At 73.4% G+C, this 17,666-nt stretch carries 6 protein-coding genes (1 of these 6 cut by a window edge); all 6 read left to right on the top strand.

The window, feature by feature from the left end; translation table 11 throughout:
• Tightly spaced (each overlapping or abutting the next), the 6 genes in view from ACQPYK_RS18500 to ACQPYK_RS18475 form a layout consistent with a single transcriptional unit that may run on beyond the window.
• Window positions 1-2,453, top strand: the 3' portion of a protein-coding gene (locus tag ACQPYK_RS18500; protein ID WP_433256787.1) for an amino acid adenylation domain-containing protein. Its footprint begins 1,135 nt before the window's first position; only the last 2,453 of its 3,588 coding nucleotides appear in the window; its start codon lies beyond the left edge, outside the window; it ends in the stop codon at window positions 2,451-2,453.
• Complete coding sequence (locus tag ACQPYK_RS18495; protein ID WP_433256785.1) at window positions 2,443-7,836, top strand: SDR family NAD(P)-dependent oxidoreductase; 5,394 nt, start codon at window positions 2,443-2,445, stop codon at window positions 7,834-7,836. Before ACQPYK_RS18500 ends, ACQPYK_RS18495 begins: the two co-directional genes overlap by 11 nt.
• A complete protein-coding gene (locus tag ACQPYK_RS18490) occupies window positions 7,833-8,036 on the top strand; it encodes an MbtH family protein (protein ID WP_433256783.1) in 204 nt (67 codons plus the stop codon). Before ACQPYK_RS18495 ends, ACQPYK_RS18490 begins: the two co-directional genes overlap by 4 nt.
• A complete protein-coding gene (locus tag ACQPYK_RS18485; RefSeq protein ID WP_433256781.1) occupies window positions 8,033-11,173 on the top strand; it encodes a non-ribosomal peptide synthetase in 3,141 nt (1,046 codons plus the stop codon). Before ACQPYK_RS18490 ends, ACQPYK_RS18485 begins: the two co-directional genes overlap by 4 nt.
• Window positions 11,170-16,695 carry a non-ribosomal peptide synthetase/MFS transporter gene (locus ACQPYK_RS18480; protein ID WP_433256779.1) on the top strand — a complete coding sequence of 1,842 codons (5,526 nt, stop codon included), beginning with the start codon at window positions 11,170-11,172 and terminating at the stop codon, window positions 16,693-16,695. Before ACQPYK_RS18485 ends, ACQPYK_RS18480 begins: the two co-directional genes overlap by 4 nt.
• Complete coding sequence (locus ACQPYK_RS18475; protein ID WP_433256777.1) at window positions 16,692-17,666, top strand: TauD/TfdA family dioxygenase; 975 nt, start codon at window positions 16,692-16,694, stop codon at window positions 17,664-17,666. Before ACQPYK_RS18480 ends, ACQPYK_RS18475 begins: the two co-directional genes overlap by 4 nt.

Below are 17,666 nucleotides of genomic sequence, written 5' to 3'. Positions count from 1 at the left end.
GCGGTTACCTGAACAGGCCCGGTCTGACCGCCGAGGCGTTCGTGCCGGACCCGTTCTCCGGTGAGGCGGGCGCGCGGCTCTACCGGACCGGGGACAGGGTGCGGTACGCCGACGACGGGCGGCTCGTCTACCTGGGCCGCCGCGACGGGCAGGTCAAGATCCGCGGACAGCGGATCGAGCTGGGCGAGATCGCGGCCGTTCTGGAGGAGCACCCGGCGGTGACGCAGGCGGCCGTGGAGGCGGTGCCCGGGCCCGGCGGCCTGGAGCTGGTCGCCTTCCTCACCCCCGAGGACGCGCCGCAGGACGCGGGATACGCCGCGTCGCGATTGACCGCGGCGATGCTGCCCGGGCGCGTGCTGCGCCTGCCCGAACTGCCGATCAACATCTCCGGCAAGGTGAACCGGGCCAGGCTGCGGGAGCTGGCCGCCGCCGAACGCCCGGCCGACGACTCACCGGAAGGGAAGACGCCCACCGAGCGGGCGCTCGCGGCGATATGGCGGCGCCTCGGCGTCGGCGCCGACTTCTTCGCCGCCGGCGGCGACTCGATCACCGCGATGCGGCTGGTCGCCGCCGTCCGCGACGAACTGGGCCTGGACGTGACGGTGGACGACGTGTTCGCCGGCCGTACCCTGCCGGAGATCGCCGCGCTGTTCGACAGGGCCGCCCGGCTGTCGGAGCCGGAGCTCACCCTCGGCCACCCGCCGACCCTGGCCCCGCCGCAGCGCCGCCTGTGGTTCCTGGACCAGCTGGCCCCCGAGGCCGCGCCGTACAACATCGCGCTGGCCGAGACGCTGCACGGGCCCCTGGAGGTGGCCGCGCTGCGGGCGGCGCTGCGGACCGTCTCCGAGCGGCACGCCGTGCTGCGCTGGCGGATCCGGCAGACGGCCGGCGTGCCGTACGCCGTCTGTGAGCCGCCGGCCGACGTGGATCTGACCGTGGTGGACCTGAGCGGGTACGGCCGTGCGCAGCGGGAGACGCAGCTGCGCACCCGGCTGGCGACCGGCGCGTCCGCGCCGTTCGATCTGGCGGGCGGCTCCCCCTGGCGGGCGCAGCTGTACGTGCTGGGCCCCGACGAGCACGTGCTGGCGCTGACCCTGCACCACGCGGTGTTCGACGGCTGGTCGCGGGAGACGCTCTACCGCGACCTGTCGGCCGCCTATACCTCCGCCGTCGCCGGCCGGACGCCGGACCTGCCGCCGGTGCGGGCGTCCTACGCCGACTACGCGGTCTGGCGGGCCGAGCGGGACGACCGCGCCGGCCAGGCGGACCTGGCCTGGTGGTCGGAGCACCTGCGCGGGGCGCCCACCGTGCTGGACCTGCCCCGTGACCGGCCCCGCCCGGCCGTGCAGACCTACCGCGGCGCCGAGGCCCGTGTGGCTCTGCCGCCCGGGACGGACGCCGCGGTCCGCGCGCTCGCCGCCGACCTCGGGGTGACTCCCGCGGGAGTGCTGCTGGCAGGGCTCGGCCTGCTGCTGCACAGGCTCACCGGCGCCACCGACCACGTGCTCGGCGCGGTCGTCGCCGATCGGCGGCTGGCCGCCTTCGACGACCTGATCGGGTTCTTCATCGACATGATCCCCCTGCGGCTGCGGTCCGACGATCAGAGCGACTTCGCCGCCCACGTACGGCGGGGCGCCCGCGAGTTGCTGGACGTCGCCGCGCACTCGGCCGCGCCGTTGGAACGGGTGGTCGAAGAGCTCGGCATCCGCAGGGACACCTCCCGGGCCCCGCTCGTGCAGGTCATGTTCAACGTGCTGAACCTGACCGAGCCCCGCCTGGAGCTGCCCGGCCTGCGCAGCGAGACGATCGAGGTCGACAAGCCCGGATCGCCGTTCGACCTGACCGTGTACGTGGTGGAGCGGGGCGGCCGGTTCCACGTCGAGGTCGTCTACAACCCCGACCTGTTCGACGCCGCCCGGATCGACGCGATGCTGACCGACTACGTGAACGCGGTCGGCGCGCTGGCCGCCGCCCCGGCCGTCCCGGTGGCCGCGGTCGCCCTGCCCGCGCCGGTCTCGCCGGACGCGGCTCCCGGCGCCATGCGGGTCGCCGACCCGGTGACGGCACCGATCGCGGGGCCGGGTGCCGGATCGGCCGCCACCGAGGAGCTGATCGCCGCGATCTGGCGTGAGGTCCTGGAACGGGACGCCGTCGGCCCCGACGACAACTTCTTCGACATCGGCGGTCACTCGCTGGCGCTCGCCGCCGTGCACGCCCGCCTGTGCGTACGGCTCGACCGTGAGCTGCGCATGGTGGACCTGTTCCGCTACCCCAACATCCGCACTCTCGCCGCCCACCTGGACGCCCAGGCGGGCGCCCCCGGCGACCACCCCTCTGCCGGGAATCCCGAACTCGCCCGTGCGGCCTCCCGGGCCGAGGCGCGGCGCAACCGTACCCGACGCCCACGACGCGTCCACAGCACCACCGGACAGGAGAACGACCATGACCAGTGACGTCACCGACGAGGGCGTCGAGCCGATCGCCATCGTAGGGATGGCAGCCCGGGTACCGGGCGCGGCCGACATCGGCGCGTTCTGGCGCAACCTGGTCGACGGAGTCGAGTCGATCAGCACCTTCACCCGCGAGGAGCAGCTGGCCAGGGGGGTGCCGGAGGACGAGGTCGACGATCCGAGCTGGGTGTCGAAGGCGCCGTACGTGGAGGGGTGCGACGAGTTCGACGCCGAACTGTTCGGCCTGACCTCGCGGGAGGCGGAGATCCTCAACCCGCAGCACCGCCTCTTCCTGGAGTCGTGCTACTCCGCGCTGAACGATTCCGGGACCGATCCGGCGCGCTACGACGGCGCCATCGGCGTCTACGCGGGCACCGGGGGCAGCCTGTACCTGTGGGAGAACCTGGCCCGCAACAAACGGGTGTGGGAGACCCGCCACGGCATCGGGCTCGCCACCGCCAACTCGCCCAACTACGTGGCCACCACTGTGTCGTACCGGCTGAACCTGCGCGGGCCCAGCATGACCCTCCACACCGCCTGTTCCACGTCGATGGTCGCGATCCACCTGGCCTGCGAGGCGCTGCGCGGCGGCGAGTGCGACATGGCGCTGGCCGGTGGGGTGAACCTTGAGCATCCGCCGGGGACCGGGTACATCGGGGTGGAGGGCTTCACCTCCCCCGACGGTCGCTGCCGGCCGTTCGACGCCGACGCGAACGGCACCGTCTGGGGCAGCGGCGTCGGCGCCGTGGTGCTCAAGCGGCTGGAGGACGCCATCGCGGACGGCGACCACATCCGCGCCGTGGTGCGGGGCAACGCGATCAACAACGACGGCGCCGGCAAGGTCGGTTTCTCCGCGCCCAGCGTCGACGGGCAGGCCGCCGCGGTCGCGCAGGCGGTCGGGCTCGCCGCGATCGACCCCCGCACGATCACCTACGTCGAGGCGCACGGCACCGGTACCGCGATGGGCGACCCGATCGAGGTCGCGGCGCTGTCGGCGGTGTACACGCAGGCCACGCGGGACCGCGGCTGGTGCGGCATCGGCTCGGTGAAGTCCAACATCGGCCACCTGAGCCAGGCCGCGGGCGTCATCAGCGTGATCAAGGCGGTGCTGGCGCTGGAGCACGGCCTGATCCCGCCGACGATCAACTACGAGCGCCCCAACCCGGCGATCGACTTCGACGACACCCCGTTCTACGTGGCGTCCACGCTGAGCAAGTGGGAGACGGACGGCGGTCCCCGCCGCGCCGGGGTGAGCTCCTTCGGCATCGGCGGCACGAACGCGCACGTGGTCCTGGAGGAGGCGCCGCGCGCCAGGGCGGTCGCCCGCCCGGAGCGGCCCGCGCACCTGTTGCAGGTGTCCGCCAAGACCCCCACCGCGCTGGACGCCGCGGTGGAGCAGCTCGCCGGGCACCTGGCCGCCGGCGAGGATCTCGACCTCCAGGACGTGGCCCACACGCTGCGGGTGGGCCGGACGGAGTATCCGCACCGAGCCACGGTGGCGGTCACCGGCCTCGCCGACGCGGTCACCGCGCTGCGGGACCGCAAGCGCCTGCGCAAGGGGAAGGCCGGCACCACCCCGCCGCCGGTGGCCTTCCTGTTCTCCGGGCAGGGCGCGCAGTACGCCGGCATGGGCGCGCAGCTGTACGGCGCGGAACCGGTGTTCGCCGCGGCCGTCGACGAGTGCGCGGACCCGCTCGCCGAGCACCTCGGCCTCGACCTGCGCGATCTGATGTTCGGCACCGCGGCCGACGCCGACGAATCGCTCCGGCAGACCCGTTACACCCAGCCGGCGCTGTTCACGGTGGAGTACGCGCTGGCCCGCCTGTGGCAGAGCTGGGGCGTACGGCCGGCGACGATGATCGGCCACTCCATCGGCGAGTACGTCGCGGCGACCGTCGCCGGGGTCTTCACCCTGGCCGACGCCGCGCGTCTGGTCGCCGCCCGGGGCGCGCTGATGCAGTCGATGCCGCCGGGCGCGATGCTCGCCGTCCAGCGGGACGAGTCGGAGCTGGCCGGACGGTTGCCTGAGGGGGTGTCGGTGGCGACCGTCAACGGTCCGGGCACCTGCGTGGTGGCGGGTCCCACGGACGCGATCGAGGCCTTCGCCGAGACGCTGAAGGCGGAGAAGGTGGGCTGCAAGGCCCTGCGCACCTCCCACGCGTTCCACTCGCCGATGATGGAGCCGATCCTCGCGGAGTTCACCGCGCTGGTCGCCTCGGTGCCGCGGCAGGCGCCGAGCATCCCGTTCTGGTCCAACGTCACCGGCGAGCCCATCACCGCCGAGCAGGCGACGGACCCGGGATACTGGGCCGGCCACCTGCGGCAGCCGGTCAGGTTCGGCGCCTGCGTCGCCGGGTTGTACGCCGCCGCCGGCGACACCCCGCCGCTGCTGGTGGAGTGCGGACCCGGGCGGCAGCTGGCCGGACTGACCAGGATGCAGCTTCCCAAGGGCGCGCCCGCGCCGCTGCCGAGCCTGCCGGGGCCCGGGGAGCGCAGCGAGGACACCGTCACCCTGCACGACGCGGCGGGCACGCTCTGGTCCGCCGGGGTGCCGCTGTCGGCGGGCTTCGGCGCGGCGGGCCGGCGGGTGCCGCTGCCGGCCTACCCGTTCGAGCGGCGCCGCTACTGGATCGACCCCGACCCCGCCGACCAGGCGGCGCCCGCGCCGGCACGGCGCCGGGGTCCGCTGCCGCTGGCCGACTGGTTCGCGGTGCCCACCTGGCGCCAGGCCGCTCCGGACCTGCGCCGCACCGACCTCGGCGACTGTGTGGTGCTGGCCGACGGGCCCCGCGGGGAGCAGCTCGTCGCCGAGCTGCGCGCCCGGGGCGTCGCCGTACGGGTCGCCGGCGCGGGCGGCCACGAGGCGGCACTCGCCGGCGGCGTCCCCGCCAGGATCGTGCACGCCCTCGCGCTGGACGGCGAGCCCGCCGGCGACGGGATCGCCGCCGCCTGGGACGCGCAGGAACGCGGCTTCTTCGATCTGCTGGGCCTCGTCCAGGCGCTGGCCGGCGCGGGGGTGGCCGACGGCGTCCACCTCGACGTGGTGTCGTCCGGCACCTCGGACGTCCAGGGCGCCCTGACCCGTCCCGAGCACGCCACCCTCGCCGGCATCACCCGGGTGGTGCCGCTGGAGCTGCCCGGACTCACCGTCCGCCACATCGACGCCGACCCGCAGGCGGGTGCCGCGCAGGCGGCCGACCTCGTGGCGGAGCTGCTGCGGCCCGCCGACGAGAAGGAGGTGGCGCTGCGCGGCGGCCGCCGCTGGGTCACCGACTACGCGCAGGTGCCCGTGACCGAGGAGGCCGCCGGGACCACCGCGCTCCGCGAGGGGGGCCGCTACCTGATCACCGGCGGCGTCGGCGGGATCGGCATCACCCTCGCCGAGGACTTCGCGCGGCGGGCCCGCGCTCGCCTGGCGCTGCTCAGCCGGGCCGGCCTGCCGCCCCGCGAGAAGTGGGACGAGCACCTGGCGGTGCACGGCGGCGCGGACCGGACGGGCCGGGCCATCCTCGCGATCCGGCGGATGGAGCAGGCCGGCGCGCAGGTGCTGGTGCTGGCCGCGGACGTCACCGACCCGGCGGAGCTGGGTGCGGTGCGGGAGCGGATCGACGCCGAGTTGGGCGGGCTGGACGGCATCGTGCACGCCGCCGGTCTGCCCGGCGGCGGCATGGCGGAGGTGAAGGACCGCGCCGCGGCCACCGCCGTACTGGCCCCCAAGCTCGCCGGGACCCTCGCCCTGGCACGGGTCTTCGGCGACCTGCCGCTCGACTGGGTGGCGCTCTGTTCCTCGGTGACCTCGGTGGTCGGCGGCTTCGGGCAGGTCGACTACTGCGCGGCCAACGCCTTCCTCGACGCCTACGCCCGCGGCGCCCACGGCTGGCGCGCGCCGGTCGTCTCCCAGAACTGGGGCGGCTGGACCGAGGTCGGCATGGCCGTCGAGGTGTCCGCGCCCGACGGGTTCCGCACCGCCCGGGGCGCGGTGGCCGGGGCGATGGACCACCCGGTCCTCTCCACGCTGGTCAACGGCCAGGACGGGGAGGCCGAGTGCCACGGTCTGGTCTCCGCCGCCACGCACTGGCTGCTCGACGAGCACCGCATCGGACAGGTGCCGGTGGTGCCCGGCACCGGCCACCTGGAGTCGGTCCGGGCCGCCGTCGCCGCGAGCCTGCCCGCCCCGGACTCCGGCCACGTCGTGGAACTGCGGGACGTGGCGTTCCTGGAGCCGTTCTCCGTCCCCGAGGGGAGCGTCGCCCAGTACCGGGTGGAGCTCACCCCCTCGGCGGACGGCGCCGAGTTCCGCGTGGTGAGCCGTACGGCGGGCCGCTCCGCCACGCACGTGCGCGGCTCGGCCGCGTGGGTCCGTCCGGAGCCCGCCGCGGAGGCCGACGCCACCGCGATCACGGCCCGCTGCCGGCCCCGGTCCGCCGGACGTGAGACGGGCGGCGCGGCGGATCTCGAATCCGGCCGCACCAGCATGCTCGCCTTCGGTCCCCGGTGGGACGCGCTGGGCGAGCACCACGTGGGCGCCGACGAGGAGCTCGCCAGGATCGTCGCCCCCGAGGCGGCCCTGGCCGACCTGGACCGCTGGGTGCTGAACCCGGCGCTGCTCGACGTGGCCACCGCGTTCGGCGAGGGCCGCGGCGAGGGCAGCTACCTGCCTCTCTCCTACGGCCGGGTGCTGGTGCGCGAGGCGCTGCCGGCGCGGTTCTGGAGCCACCTGCGCTACGCCGACGGCGGCGACGACGTGGTCTCGGCGGATCTGACGTTGTTCGGCGAGGACGGCCGGGTACTGGTGGAGATCGGCGACTTCGTGCTGCGCCGGGTGAACCGCGACGCCGTCACCGGCGACCTGGCCGGCGGAACCGACACGGTGGCCGTGGCGGCGCCCGCCACGGACGGGATCTCCCCCGTGGACGGCGCCGAGGCGTTCCTCCGGATCATGGCCGCGCGCCTCGGCCCCCAGGTGGTGGTCAACCCGCTGCCGGTGACCGAGCTCCTGGAGCGCGTCCGGGCCCGGACCTCCGACACCCTCGCCGGGGACGGCGAGGCCGGGGATCAGGCCTGGGGCGTGCCGGCCGACGACGGTCACGACGCGCCCCGCACGGAACTGGAGGCGACCATCGCGCGGGTCTGGAGCGACGGCCTGGGCGTGCCCCGGGTCGGAGTCGACGACGACTTCTTCGAACTCGGCGGCAACTCCCTGGTCGCGGTGCAGCTCATCGCCTCCCTGCGCAAGGCCGTCGGCGTGAAGCTGCCGATGCGCAGCCTGTTCGAGTCCCCGACCGTGGCCGAGCTCGCCGCCGTCGTCGAGCGGCTTCGCGCCGCCGACGGCGGCGCCGAGCAGTCGCGCCCGGCCACCACCATTCCCAAGCTGGACCGTCGATGAACGAGGCAGGAACCATGAACGACGACCACTACCTGGTCGTGCGCAACGACGAGGAGCAGTACTCGATCTGGTCGGCGGGGCGCGCCCTGCCCGCCGGGTGGTACGAGGCCGGCTTCGGCGGAGCCAAGCAGGAGTGCCTGGACCACATCGAGACGGTGTGGACCGACATGCGCCCGCTCAGCCTCCGCCAGGGGGGATGACGAAGGTGACCCCCAGGGAATGGGAGGCTCCCGCCTCCTTCGGCCAGGAACGCATCTGGCTGGCCGACCAGATGGACCCCGGATCGCCGGTTTTCAACCTGCCGTGCATGCTGGACGTCGCGCAGCCGGTCGAGGCCGACGTGGTCGTCGCCGCGCTGAAGGCCGTCGCCGGGCGGCACGAGGCGCTCCGCACCTCCTTCAGGGTCGTCGACGGCGTCCTGCGCCAGGTGGTGCACGCCGAGATCGACCTCGACGTGCAGGTGCACGACCTGCGGGCGCTTCCGTTCGAGGAGCGGGTGAAGCGGATGCTGGAGTACGCCGCGGACTCCGCCGGGACGGCCATCCCCACCGACGGCGCCCCGCTGTGGCGGGTCACGGCGGTCCGGAGCGAGGACGCGTACTGGATGGTGAGCTTCGTCGTCCACCACGCCGTGTTCGACGCCACCTCGGCCGTCGTCTTCACCGAGGAGGTGGTCGAGCTGTGCGCCGCCGCGGCGGCCGGCCGGCCCGCCGACCTGCCCGAACTGCCCGTCCAGTACGCCGACTACGCGGCCTGGCAGCGTGACCAGCTCACCGGTCCGGCCCTGACCGGGCAGGCGGAATACTGGCGGTCGCGGCTGGCCGGGTTGCCCGCCGTGCACACCCTTCCGACCGACCGGCCGCGGCCGGCCCGGCTCGGCTACGCCGGCGACGAGGTCCGTTTCACCATCCCCCAGGAGATGCAGGAGCAGGTCGCCGCGGTGGGGCGCCGCTCGGCCGCGACGCCGTTCATGGTGTTCCTGACGGCGTACGTCGCGCTGCTGGCGCGGCTGTCGCGCGACGACGACACCGTGGTCGGGGTGACCCTGGGCGGGCGGGATCTGCCCGAGGTCGCCGGCCTCATCGGCATGTTCGTCAACCAGATGGTGGTGCGGGTGGACACCTCGGGCGACCCGGCATTCGCCGAGCTGCTCGGCCGGGTCCGCACCACTCTGCTCGACGCCATGGAGAACGGCCAGGTCCCGTTCCAGGCGGTCGTGGAGGCCGTCGCGCCGCAGCGGAACCCGGGAGTGCAGCCGCTCTACCAGATCGGCTTCAACTTCATCCCCGACTCCGGCATCGAACCGATCCCCTACACCACCTCCAAGGACGATCTGGCGTTCGACCTGACCACCGACACCAGCCGGTTGCTGTATCGCACCGACCTGTTCGACCGGAGCACCGCCGAGACGTTCGTCTCCCGCTACCTGCGCCTGCTGGCCGCGGGCGCGGCCGGCCCGGACACCCGCGTGGGCGACCTGCCGCTGATGGACGAGGCCGAGCTCGCGACGGTGCTGGGGCCGGCCGCGCAGGAGCCGCCGCGTGAGCACGCCACGGCGCTCCAGATGGTGCGGGCCCAGATCGCGCGTACCCCGGACGCGGTCGCCGTGATCGCCGGTGACCGGCGGCTGACCTACGCGGAGCTGGACGAGGCCGCCGACCGGGTGGCCGACCGGCTGCGCCGGTCGGGCGTCGGCCCCGAGTCGCTGGTCGCGGTGCACGCCGAGCCGTGCCCGGAGCTGCTGCCCGCCCTGCTGGGCGTGTGGAAGGCCGGGGCGGGTTACGTGCCGGTGGACCCGGCCTATCCCGCCGAACGGGTGGCGTACATGCTCTCCGACTCCGCCGCCGCGGTGGTGCTCACCCAGCGGCGCCTGGCGGACGCCCTGCCGGCCGTCGAGGCGACCGTGCTCGTCCTCGACGACCCCGGCGAGCGGGCCGGGGAGGCGGACGCCGGCCCCGCGCGGGCGGCCGGTCCGGAGAACGTCGCGTACGTCATCTACACCTCGGGCTCGACCGGCACTCCCAAGGGCGTCGTGGTCGAGCAGGGCTCGGTCGCCGCCTACCTGGCGTGGGCCGCCGCCGCCTACCCCGGACTGGCCGGGCAGGCGCTGGTGCACTCCCCCATCTCGTTCGACCTGACCGTGACCGGCCTGTTCGGGCCGCTGACCGTCGGAGGCGCGGTACGGCTGGCCGCTCTCGACGACGTGGCGGCCGGTGAGCGGCCGACGTTCCTCAAGGCCACCCCGAGCCACCTGGCGCTGCTGGCGGCGCTGCCCGACCACGCCGCTCCCGGCGCCGACCTGGTGCTGGGCGGCGAGGCGCTGTCCGCCGACGCCGTCACCGCCTGGCGGGAACGGCACCCCGGCGTCACCGTCGTCAACGAGTACGGGCCCACCGAGGTCACCGTCGGCTGCGTCGCGGCCCGCGTGGCGCCGGGTGAGGCGCTGCCCGTCGACCAGGCGGGCTCGGTCGGGATCGGTCTCCCGGCCCCCGGCAACACCGCCTACGTGCTGGACGGCCGACTGCGACCGGTGCCCGCCGGTGTCGTGGGTGAGCTCTACGTCTCCGGCCCCCAGGTCACCCGCGGCTACCTGAACCGGCCGGGCGCCACCGCCGCCGCCTACCTGCCCTGCCCCTACGGGCCGCCCGGCCGGCGGATGTACCGCACCGGCGACCTGGCGCGCCGGCGCGCCGACGGGAGCATGGAGTTCGTCGGCCGCGCGGACGACCAGATCAAGCTGCACGGCTACCGCATCGAACCCGGCGAGATCGAGGCGGTCCTCCGCGCGCAGCCCGAGGTCCGGGACGCCGCCGTCAGCGTCCGCGAGGACACCGCCGACGGCAAGCGGCTCGTCGCCTATCTGGTCGGCGAGGCGGACAGCACGGCGGTGAACGACGCCCTCGTCGCCGCCCTGCCCGCCCACATGGTCCCGGCCGACTACGTCACCCTCGACGTCCTGCCCCTGACCGCCAACGGCAAGCTCGACCACGCCGCGCTTCCCGCGCCGACGGTGGCGGTGGAGCGCAGGTACATCGCCCCCCGCACCGCCGCGGAGGAGTTGGTGGCGGAGGTGTTCGCCGAGCTGCTGGGAGTGGAGAAGGTCGGCGCCGAGGACGACTTCTTCGAGCTCGGCGGCAACTCCCTGCTGGCGATCCGGGCCATCGCCAAGATCCGCGGCCAGATCGAGGTCGACATCCCGGTCCGTGGGCTGTTCTCCTACGCCACTGTCGCCGACCTCGCGGCCGAGATCGAACGGCGGCTCACCGAAGACCTCGACCGGCTCAGCGATGAGGACGTCGAGCGGCTACTCGCAGCGGAAGGTGACGGCCGGGCATGACGACCACCCCAGAGACCCCCTCGCAATCCCCCTTGCCGGCCCCTTCGCCGGCCTCCTCCTCCGCGGCTCGCCGGGCCCTGCTGGAACGGCGGCTGCGCCGGCGCGCCACCACCACCGTGACGCCCCGCCCCGAGGGAACCGCTCCGCCCCTGTCCTACCAGCAGGAGCGAGTCTGGTTCATGGAGCAGTTCGCGCCGGGTACGAGCCAGTACAACATCCCGGTCCCGATGCGCCTCGCCGGAGAGCTCGACCTCGAGCTGCTGGAGGCGGCCCTGCAGACGCTCCCGGTCCGGCACGAGGCGCTGCGGATGCGCTTCCCCGCCGACGCGGACGGGCGGCCCACCGTCCACGTCGAGCCCGCCGTCGCGGTGCCGCTGCGCTTCGTGGCGGCCGACGACGAGGCCGCGGCGCAGGTGCTGATCGACGAGGCGGCCACCGAACCGTTCGACCTGGCCGGCGGGCCGCTGCTGCGCGCCCTGCTGGTCCGGCTGGCCGACGACGACCACCGGCTGCTGGTCACCACCCACCACATCGTCGGCGACGGATGGTCGGTGGACCTGCTGCTGCGCGATCTCGCCGCGGCCTACCACGCGCTGCGCGCCGGCACCTCGGACACGCTCCCCGACGTGCCGATCTCCTACGGTGACTTCGCGCACTGGCAGCGGCAGACCCAGACCGGCACCGAGCTGGAGCGTCAGCTGGCGTTCTGGAGCGACCGGCTCACCGGCGTCCCGGCCCTGGAGCTGCCCGCCGACCGGCCGCGCCCCGCCACCCAGGCCTTCGACGGTGACTGGCATGTCATCGAGGTCGGCGCCGAGCTCACCGGCGCGGTCAACCGGTTCTGCAGGGAGCGCAACGCGACCCTGTTCATGACGCTGCTGGCCGCCTACCAGGTGCTGCTGGCGCGGCACTCCGGCCAGGACGACTTCGCGGTCGGATCGTCGTCGGCCGGCCGGTCGCTGGCGGAGCTGGAGAACGTGGTCGGCATGTTCGTCAACATGCTGCCGATGCGCGCGCGACTGGGCGACGACCCCACCTTCGACGAGCTGTTCGAACGCACCCGGGTCGGCGTGCTCGACGCCTTCGACCACGCGGAGGTCCCCTTCGAGCAGCTGGTCAACGCGCTCGGCGTGCCGCGCGACGTCAGCCGGTCGCCGGTGTTCCAGGCGATGTTCGCGCTGCAGAACTACCAGATGGGCAGGATCGCGGAGGCGGGAAGCTCGGACCTGCGCATCGCCTGGCTGCCGATGGACCTGCGGGCCACCCGCTTCGACATCGAGCTGCACGTCATCGAGATCCCCGACGGCCTGATCGTCAAGTTCGTCTACAACACGGCGCTGTTCGACGAGCCGACCGTGGCGAGCATGGCGACCCGCTTCGTCACCCTGCTGCGGTCGATCGTCGCCGCCCCGGCCACCCGGGTGTCCGAGCTGCCGATGCTGGACGCCGCCGAGCAGACGCTGCTGGTGGACGTGTGGAACGACACCGGCGCCGCGCTGGAGGAGGGGACGACGCTGCACGGCCTGATCGAGGATCAGGTCGCCCGCACCCCCGACGCGGTCGCGGTGACCTTCGAGGGCAGCCACCTGACCTACGCCGAGCTGAGCGGGCGGGCCGACCGGGTGGCGCACCGGCTGCGTGAGCTGGGCGTGGGGCCGGAGACCCTGGTCGGCGTCTACGCCGAACGCTCGGCCGAACTCGTGGTGGCACTGCTGGGCGTGCTCAAGGCGGGAGCGGCCTACCTGCCGCTCGACCCGGAGTATCCCGCCGACCGGCTGGCATTCATGATCAATGACGCCGACGCGCCCGTGGTGCTGACCCAGGAGCACCTGCGGGCGACCCTCCCGGCCACCGACGCGACCGTCCTGGACCTGGACCGGCCCGGCGAGTGGGCGGACCGGCCCGCCGGCGCCCCTCGGACGCCGGTCACCTCGGGCAACGCCGCCTACGTCATCTACACCTCCGGCTCCACCGGCAAGCCCAAGGGCGTGCCGAACACCCATCGCGGCATCGTGAACCGGCTGCGGTGGATGCAGCGGACCTACCGGCTGGGCGACGACGACGTCGTGCTGCAGAAGACCCCGGCCGGTTTCGACGTGTCGGTGTGGGAGTTCTTCTGGCCGCTGCTCACCGGGGCGCGGCTGGTGCTCGCCAAGCCGGGCGGCCACAAGGACGCGGCGTACCTGCGCGAGCTGCTGATCTCCGAGAACGTGACCACCGCCCACTTCGTCCCCTCGATGCTGGCGGTGTTCCTCGCCGACGACGAACGGGCCGCCGCCGACTGCACCGGGCTGCGCCGGGTGATCTGCAGCGGCGAGGAGCTTCCCGTGGCCACGGCGGCCACCTTCCTGGCGGCGCTCCCGAACTGCGAGCTGCACAACCTGTACGGTCCCACCGAGGCAGCCATCGACGTCACCTCCTGGCACTGCACCCCCGAGGCCGTCGCCGGCGCGGTCACCCTGCCGATCGGCGCCCCGATCACCAACATGCGGCTCTACGTCCTCGATCGGCACGGTGCCCCCGCGCCGATCGGCGTGCCCGGGGAGCTGCACATCGGCGGGGTCGGGGTGGCCAGGGGCTACCACCGCCGCCCGGCGCTCACCGCCGAACGGTTCGTCCCCGACCCGTTCGGCTCCGACCTGGGCGGCAGGCTGTATCGCACCGGTGACCTGGCGCGCTGGCGCGGTGACGGGAACCTGGAGTTCCTCGGCCGCATCGACCACCAGGTGAAGCTGCGCGGCCTGCGCATCGAACTCGGCGAGATCGAGATGGTGCTGCGGGAACGGGAGGACGTCGCCGACGCGGTGGTGGTGGTCCGCGAGGACACCCCGGGCGACAAGCGGCTGGTCGCCTACCTGACCACCCCCGGCGGGACGGACATCGACGTCGCCGAGCTGCGGGCCGCGCTGAAGCAGGGCCTGCCCGACTACATGGTGCCGACGGCGTTCGTCGTCATGGACGCGCTGCCGCTGTCCCCCAACGGCAAGCTGGACCGCGCGGCGCTGCCCGCCCCGCAGGCGACGCGGGACGCCACCGCCGAGCTGGTCGAGCCGGAGACCCCCACGGAGCGGATGCTGGCCGGGATCTGGACCGAGGTCCTCGGCCTGGAGCAGATCGGCGTCCACGACGACTTCTTCGACTCCGGCGGCCACTCCCTGCTCGCCACCCAGGTGGTGGCCCGCATCCGCAAGGCGTCCGACGGCTCGGGACGTCCCGTCGGTGTGATGGACCTGTTCCAGAACCGCACCATCCGTGAGCTGGCCGTCTTCATCGACGCCGGAGCCGACACCGCGGCCGGGCCGCAGCCGCTGCTGTACGAGCTGACCCCCAAGGGGGGCAGACGCACCCTGTCCTATGTGTGCGTGCCGTACGGCGGCGGCAGCGCGATCGTCTACCAGCCGCTCGCCGACGCCCTGCCCGCCGGGCACGCGCTGTACTCGGTGGCCATCCCGGGCCACGACGTGGGCCTGACCGAGGAGGGACTGCCCTTCCACGAGCTGGTGGACCGGATCGTGGCCGAGGTCCGGGAGAAGGTGGACGGCCCGCTGGTCCTGTACGGGCACTGCGGCGTCGGCAGCGCCATCGCGGTCGGCGTGGCCCGCAAGCTGACCGAGGCCGGCCGGGACGTGGAGGCGGTCTACATCGGCGCCATGTTCCCCTTCGCCCGGCTCAAGGGCGTCATCGGCGCGGTGCGGACCCGGCTGGAGAGGCTGCGCAGCAACCGCGAGTCCGCCAACTGGCTGAAGGGAATGGGCGTCGACACCGACGCCCTCGACCCGGAACAGGCCGACCGGATCATCGGCAACATGCGGGCCGACTCCCGGGCCGCCGAGGAGTACTTCACCGAGCTGCTCGACCGGCGCCCGGAACCGATGTCCGCTCCGATCATCTCGGTGGTCGGCTCCGAGGACCCGATCACCGACTACTACGCCGAGCGATACCGGGAGTGGGAGTTCCTCACCGACACCACCGGGCTGGTGGTGCTCGACCGGGCCGGTCACTTCTTCCTGAAGCACCGGGCGGAGGAGTTGGCCGAGATCGTCACGAACATCCACCCGGCGATGGCCCGGCGCGAGACCGCCGAGTACGGCGTCGCCGCGCGGGGACCGGACGCCTCGTGGGCGCTGCACGACACGCACTACCCGGCCGAGCCCGGTCAGGCCGATGACCCGCCCGCGGTGGAGCCGAGCAACACGAGGTTCCTCAGCGTCGCGGTCGGCCAGATGGTGTCGGTGACCGGGTCGGCGCTGACCGGCTTCGCCATCCCGGTGTGGCTGTTCGACCGGACCGGGTCGGTCACCGACCTCGGCCTGCTGTGGGCCCTGTCGCTGATCAGCGGCGTGGCGATGCTGCCCATCGCCGGGCCGCTGATCGACCGGTTCGACCGGCGGCGCGTCATGCTCGCCGCGAGCGGCCTGTCGGGCCTGGTCCAGCTCTGCGTCACCCTGCTGCTGTGGACCGGCCATCTGGACCTGTGGGTCATCTACGTGATGCTGCCGATCAACTCGATGGCCGCCACCTACCAGCGGCTGGCCTTCCAGACCGCGGTCCCGCAACTGGTGCCCAAACGCTACCTGGGACACGCGGTCGGCCTCACGCAGCTCACCAACGGGTTCGCGATGCTGTTCGCCCCCCTGCTGGGCGCCGGGCTGTACGTCACGATCGGCCTGTCGGGCATCCTCGCCATCGACATGGTGAGCTACCTGTTCGCCGTCGCGGTGCTGCTGGTCGTCCGTTTCCCCGACACCCTCGGTTTCCGCCGCAGGGAACCGCTGGTCACCGCGATCGCGGAGGGGCTGCGGTACTCCTGGAATCTCCGCGGTTTCCGGGCCATGGTCGTCTACTTCACGGTTGCGAACGTCTTCCTGGGCCCCGCCCTGGTGCTGACCGTCCCGCTGACGCTCTCCTTCGGCACGGTCGACCAGGTCGCCCAGGTGTCGGTGGCCGAGGCGCTGGGCGCGGTGGCCGGCGGCGTGGTGATGGCGCTGTGGGGCGGTCCCCGCAAGCGCAGGATGGTCGGGGTGTTCCTCGGCAACCTGGGAATGGCCGTCGGCTGCCTGGTGATGGGTCTGCGGCCGTCCCTGCCCGTGGTCATGGCCGGTGTCTTCTTCCTGGGAATGACGATGACGATCTCCCAGGGCATCTACGTGACGTTGATCCAGGTCAAGGTGCCGCAGCGGTTCCACGGGCGGGTGTTCGCGCTCAACCAGGCCATCTCGTGGTCCACCCTGCCGCTCGGGTTCGCCGTGCTCGCCCCCCTGGCCACCTCCCTGTTCACTCCCCTGCTGCGACCGGATGGTGCGCTCGCCGGCTCGGTCGGCGCGGTCATCGGCACCGGGGACGGGCGGGGCATGGGTCTCACCTACATCGTCTTCGCGCTGATGATGGCCGCGGTCACCGTGGGCGCGTCGGGCATCCGGCTGCTGCGGCGCTTCGACACCGAGGTGCCCGACTCGCTCCCCGACGACCTCATCGGCATGCAGGAACGGCAGCGTCGTCTGAAAGGAACCATCGCATCATGACGGGTGTCATTCCCACGGACCCGGCCCGGCTCGGGCCGGTGACCGGACGTCTGGACGGCAACGACCACACCACCATCGTGGTGTACGGCCTCGGGCCGGACATGACCGATCACCTGGGCTGGGTGACGGACCATCGCGACGGCCTGCGCGCCGCCCTGGCCGAACACGGCGCGGTACTGCTCCGCGACCTGCCGGCTGATCTGGAGCTGTTCGACCGGATCGTCCGGGTGGTCGGCGGTGATCCGCTGCGCTACACCGAGCGCTCCACCCCGCGCACGTCGGTCACCGAGTCCATCTACACCTCCACCGAGTATCCGGCCGACCAGCCGCTCCCGATGCACAACGAGAACTCCTACTCGGACACCTGGCCGGGTCATCTGTTCTTCTACTGCGACATCGCCGCCGCCACGGGCGGGGCCACCCCGATCGCCGACAGCCGGGCGGTGTTCCGCCTGATCCCCCAGGAGGTGCAGGACAGGTTCGCGGGCGGCGTGGTGTACGCCAGGGCGTTCCGGGAGGGACTCGGCCTGTCCTGGCAGGAGTCGTTCCAGACCGACGACGCGGCGGCGGTGGAGGACCACTGCGCGCGGCACGGGCAGACGTTCGAATGGGTCGAGGACGGCCTGCGCACCAGGCACCACCGGCCCTCCCACCAGACCGAGCCGCTCACCGGGGAGCAGGTCTGGTTCAACCAGGCGAACCTGTTCCACGTCACCAGCCTGGACGAGGAGGTCCGCGAGGCTCTGCTGTCGCTGTACGACGAGGCCGACCTGCCCCGCAACGCCTATCTGGGCGACGGCGGCCCGATCGATCCGGCCGACCTCGCCGCGGTCAAGGCCGCCTACGACGAGGCCGCCTACGCGTTCCCCTGGCGCCGGGGCGACTTGATGATCATTAACAACATGCTGTGCGCGCACGGCCGGGAGCCGTTCACCGGCGCTCGCCGCATCCTGGTCGCCATGACGGCCTGA

It is taken from the genome of Streptosporangium sp. CA-135522 (assembly GCF_050949235.1).
Classification (GTDB): domain Bacteria; phylum Actinomycetota; class Actinomycetes; order Streptosporangiales; family Streptosporangiaceae; genus Streptosporangium.
Note: the sequence above shows the minus strand (reverse complement) of the source record. Positions and strands in the feature narration are given on the sequence as shown.

Bases quoted from the DNA above. Each gene is read 5' to 3' on its own strand.
- ACQPYK_RS18495 (WP_433256785.1), top strand. From the start codon at position 2,443: ATGACCAGTGACGTCACCGACGAGGGCGTCGAGCCGATCGCCATCGTA.
- ACQPYK_RS18490 (WP_433256783.1), top strand. From the start codon at position 7,833: ATGAACGAGGCAGGAACCATGAACGACGACCACTACCTGGTCGTGCGC.
- ACQPYK_RS18485 (WP_433256781.1), top strand. From the start codon at position 8,033: ATGACGAAGGTGACCCCCAGGGAATGGGAGGCTCCCGCCTCCTTCGGC.
- ACQPYK_RS18480 (WP_433256779.1), top strand. From the start codon at position 11,170: ATGACGACCACCCCAGAGACCCCCTCGCAATCCCCCTTGCCGGCCCCT.
- ACQPYK_RS18475 (WP_433256777.1), top strand. From the start codon at position 16,692: ATGACGGGTGTCATTCCCACGGACCCGGCCCGGCTCGGGCCGGTGACC.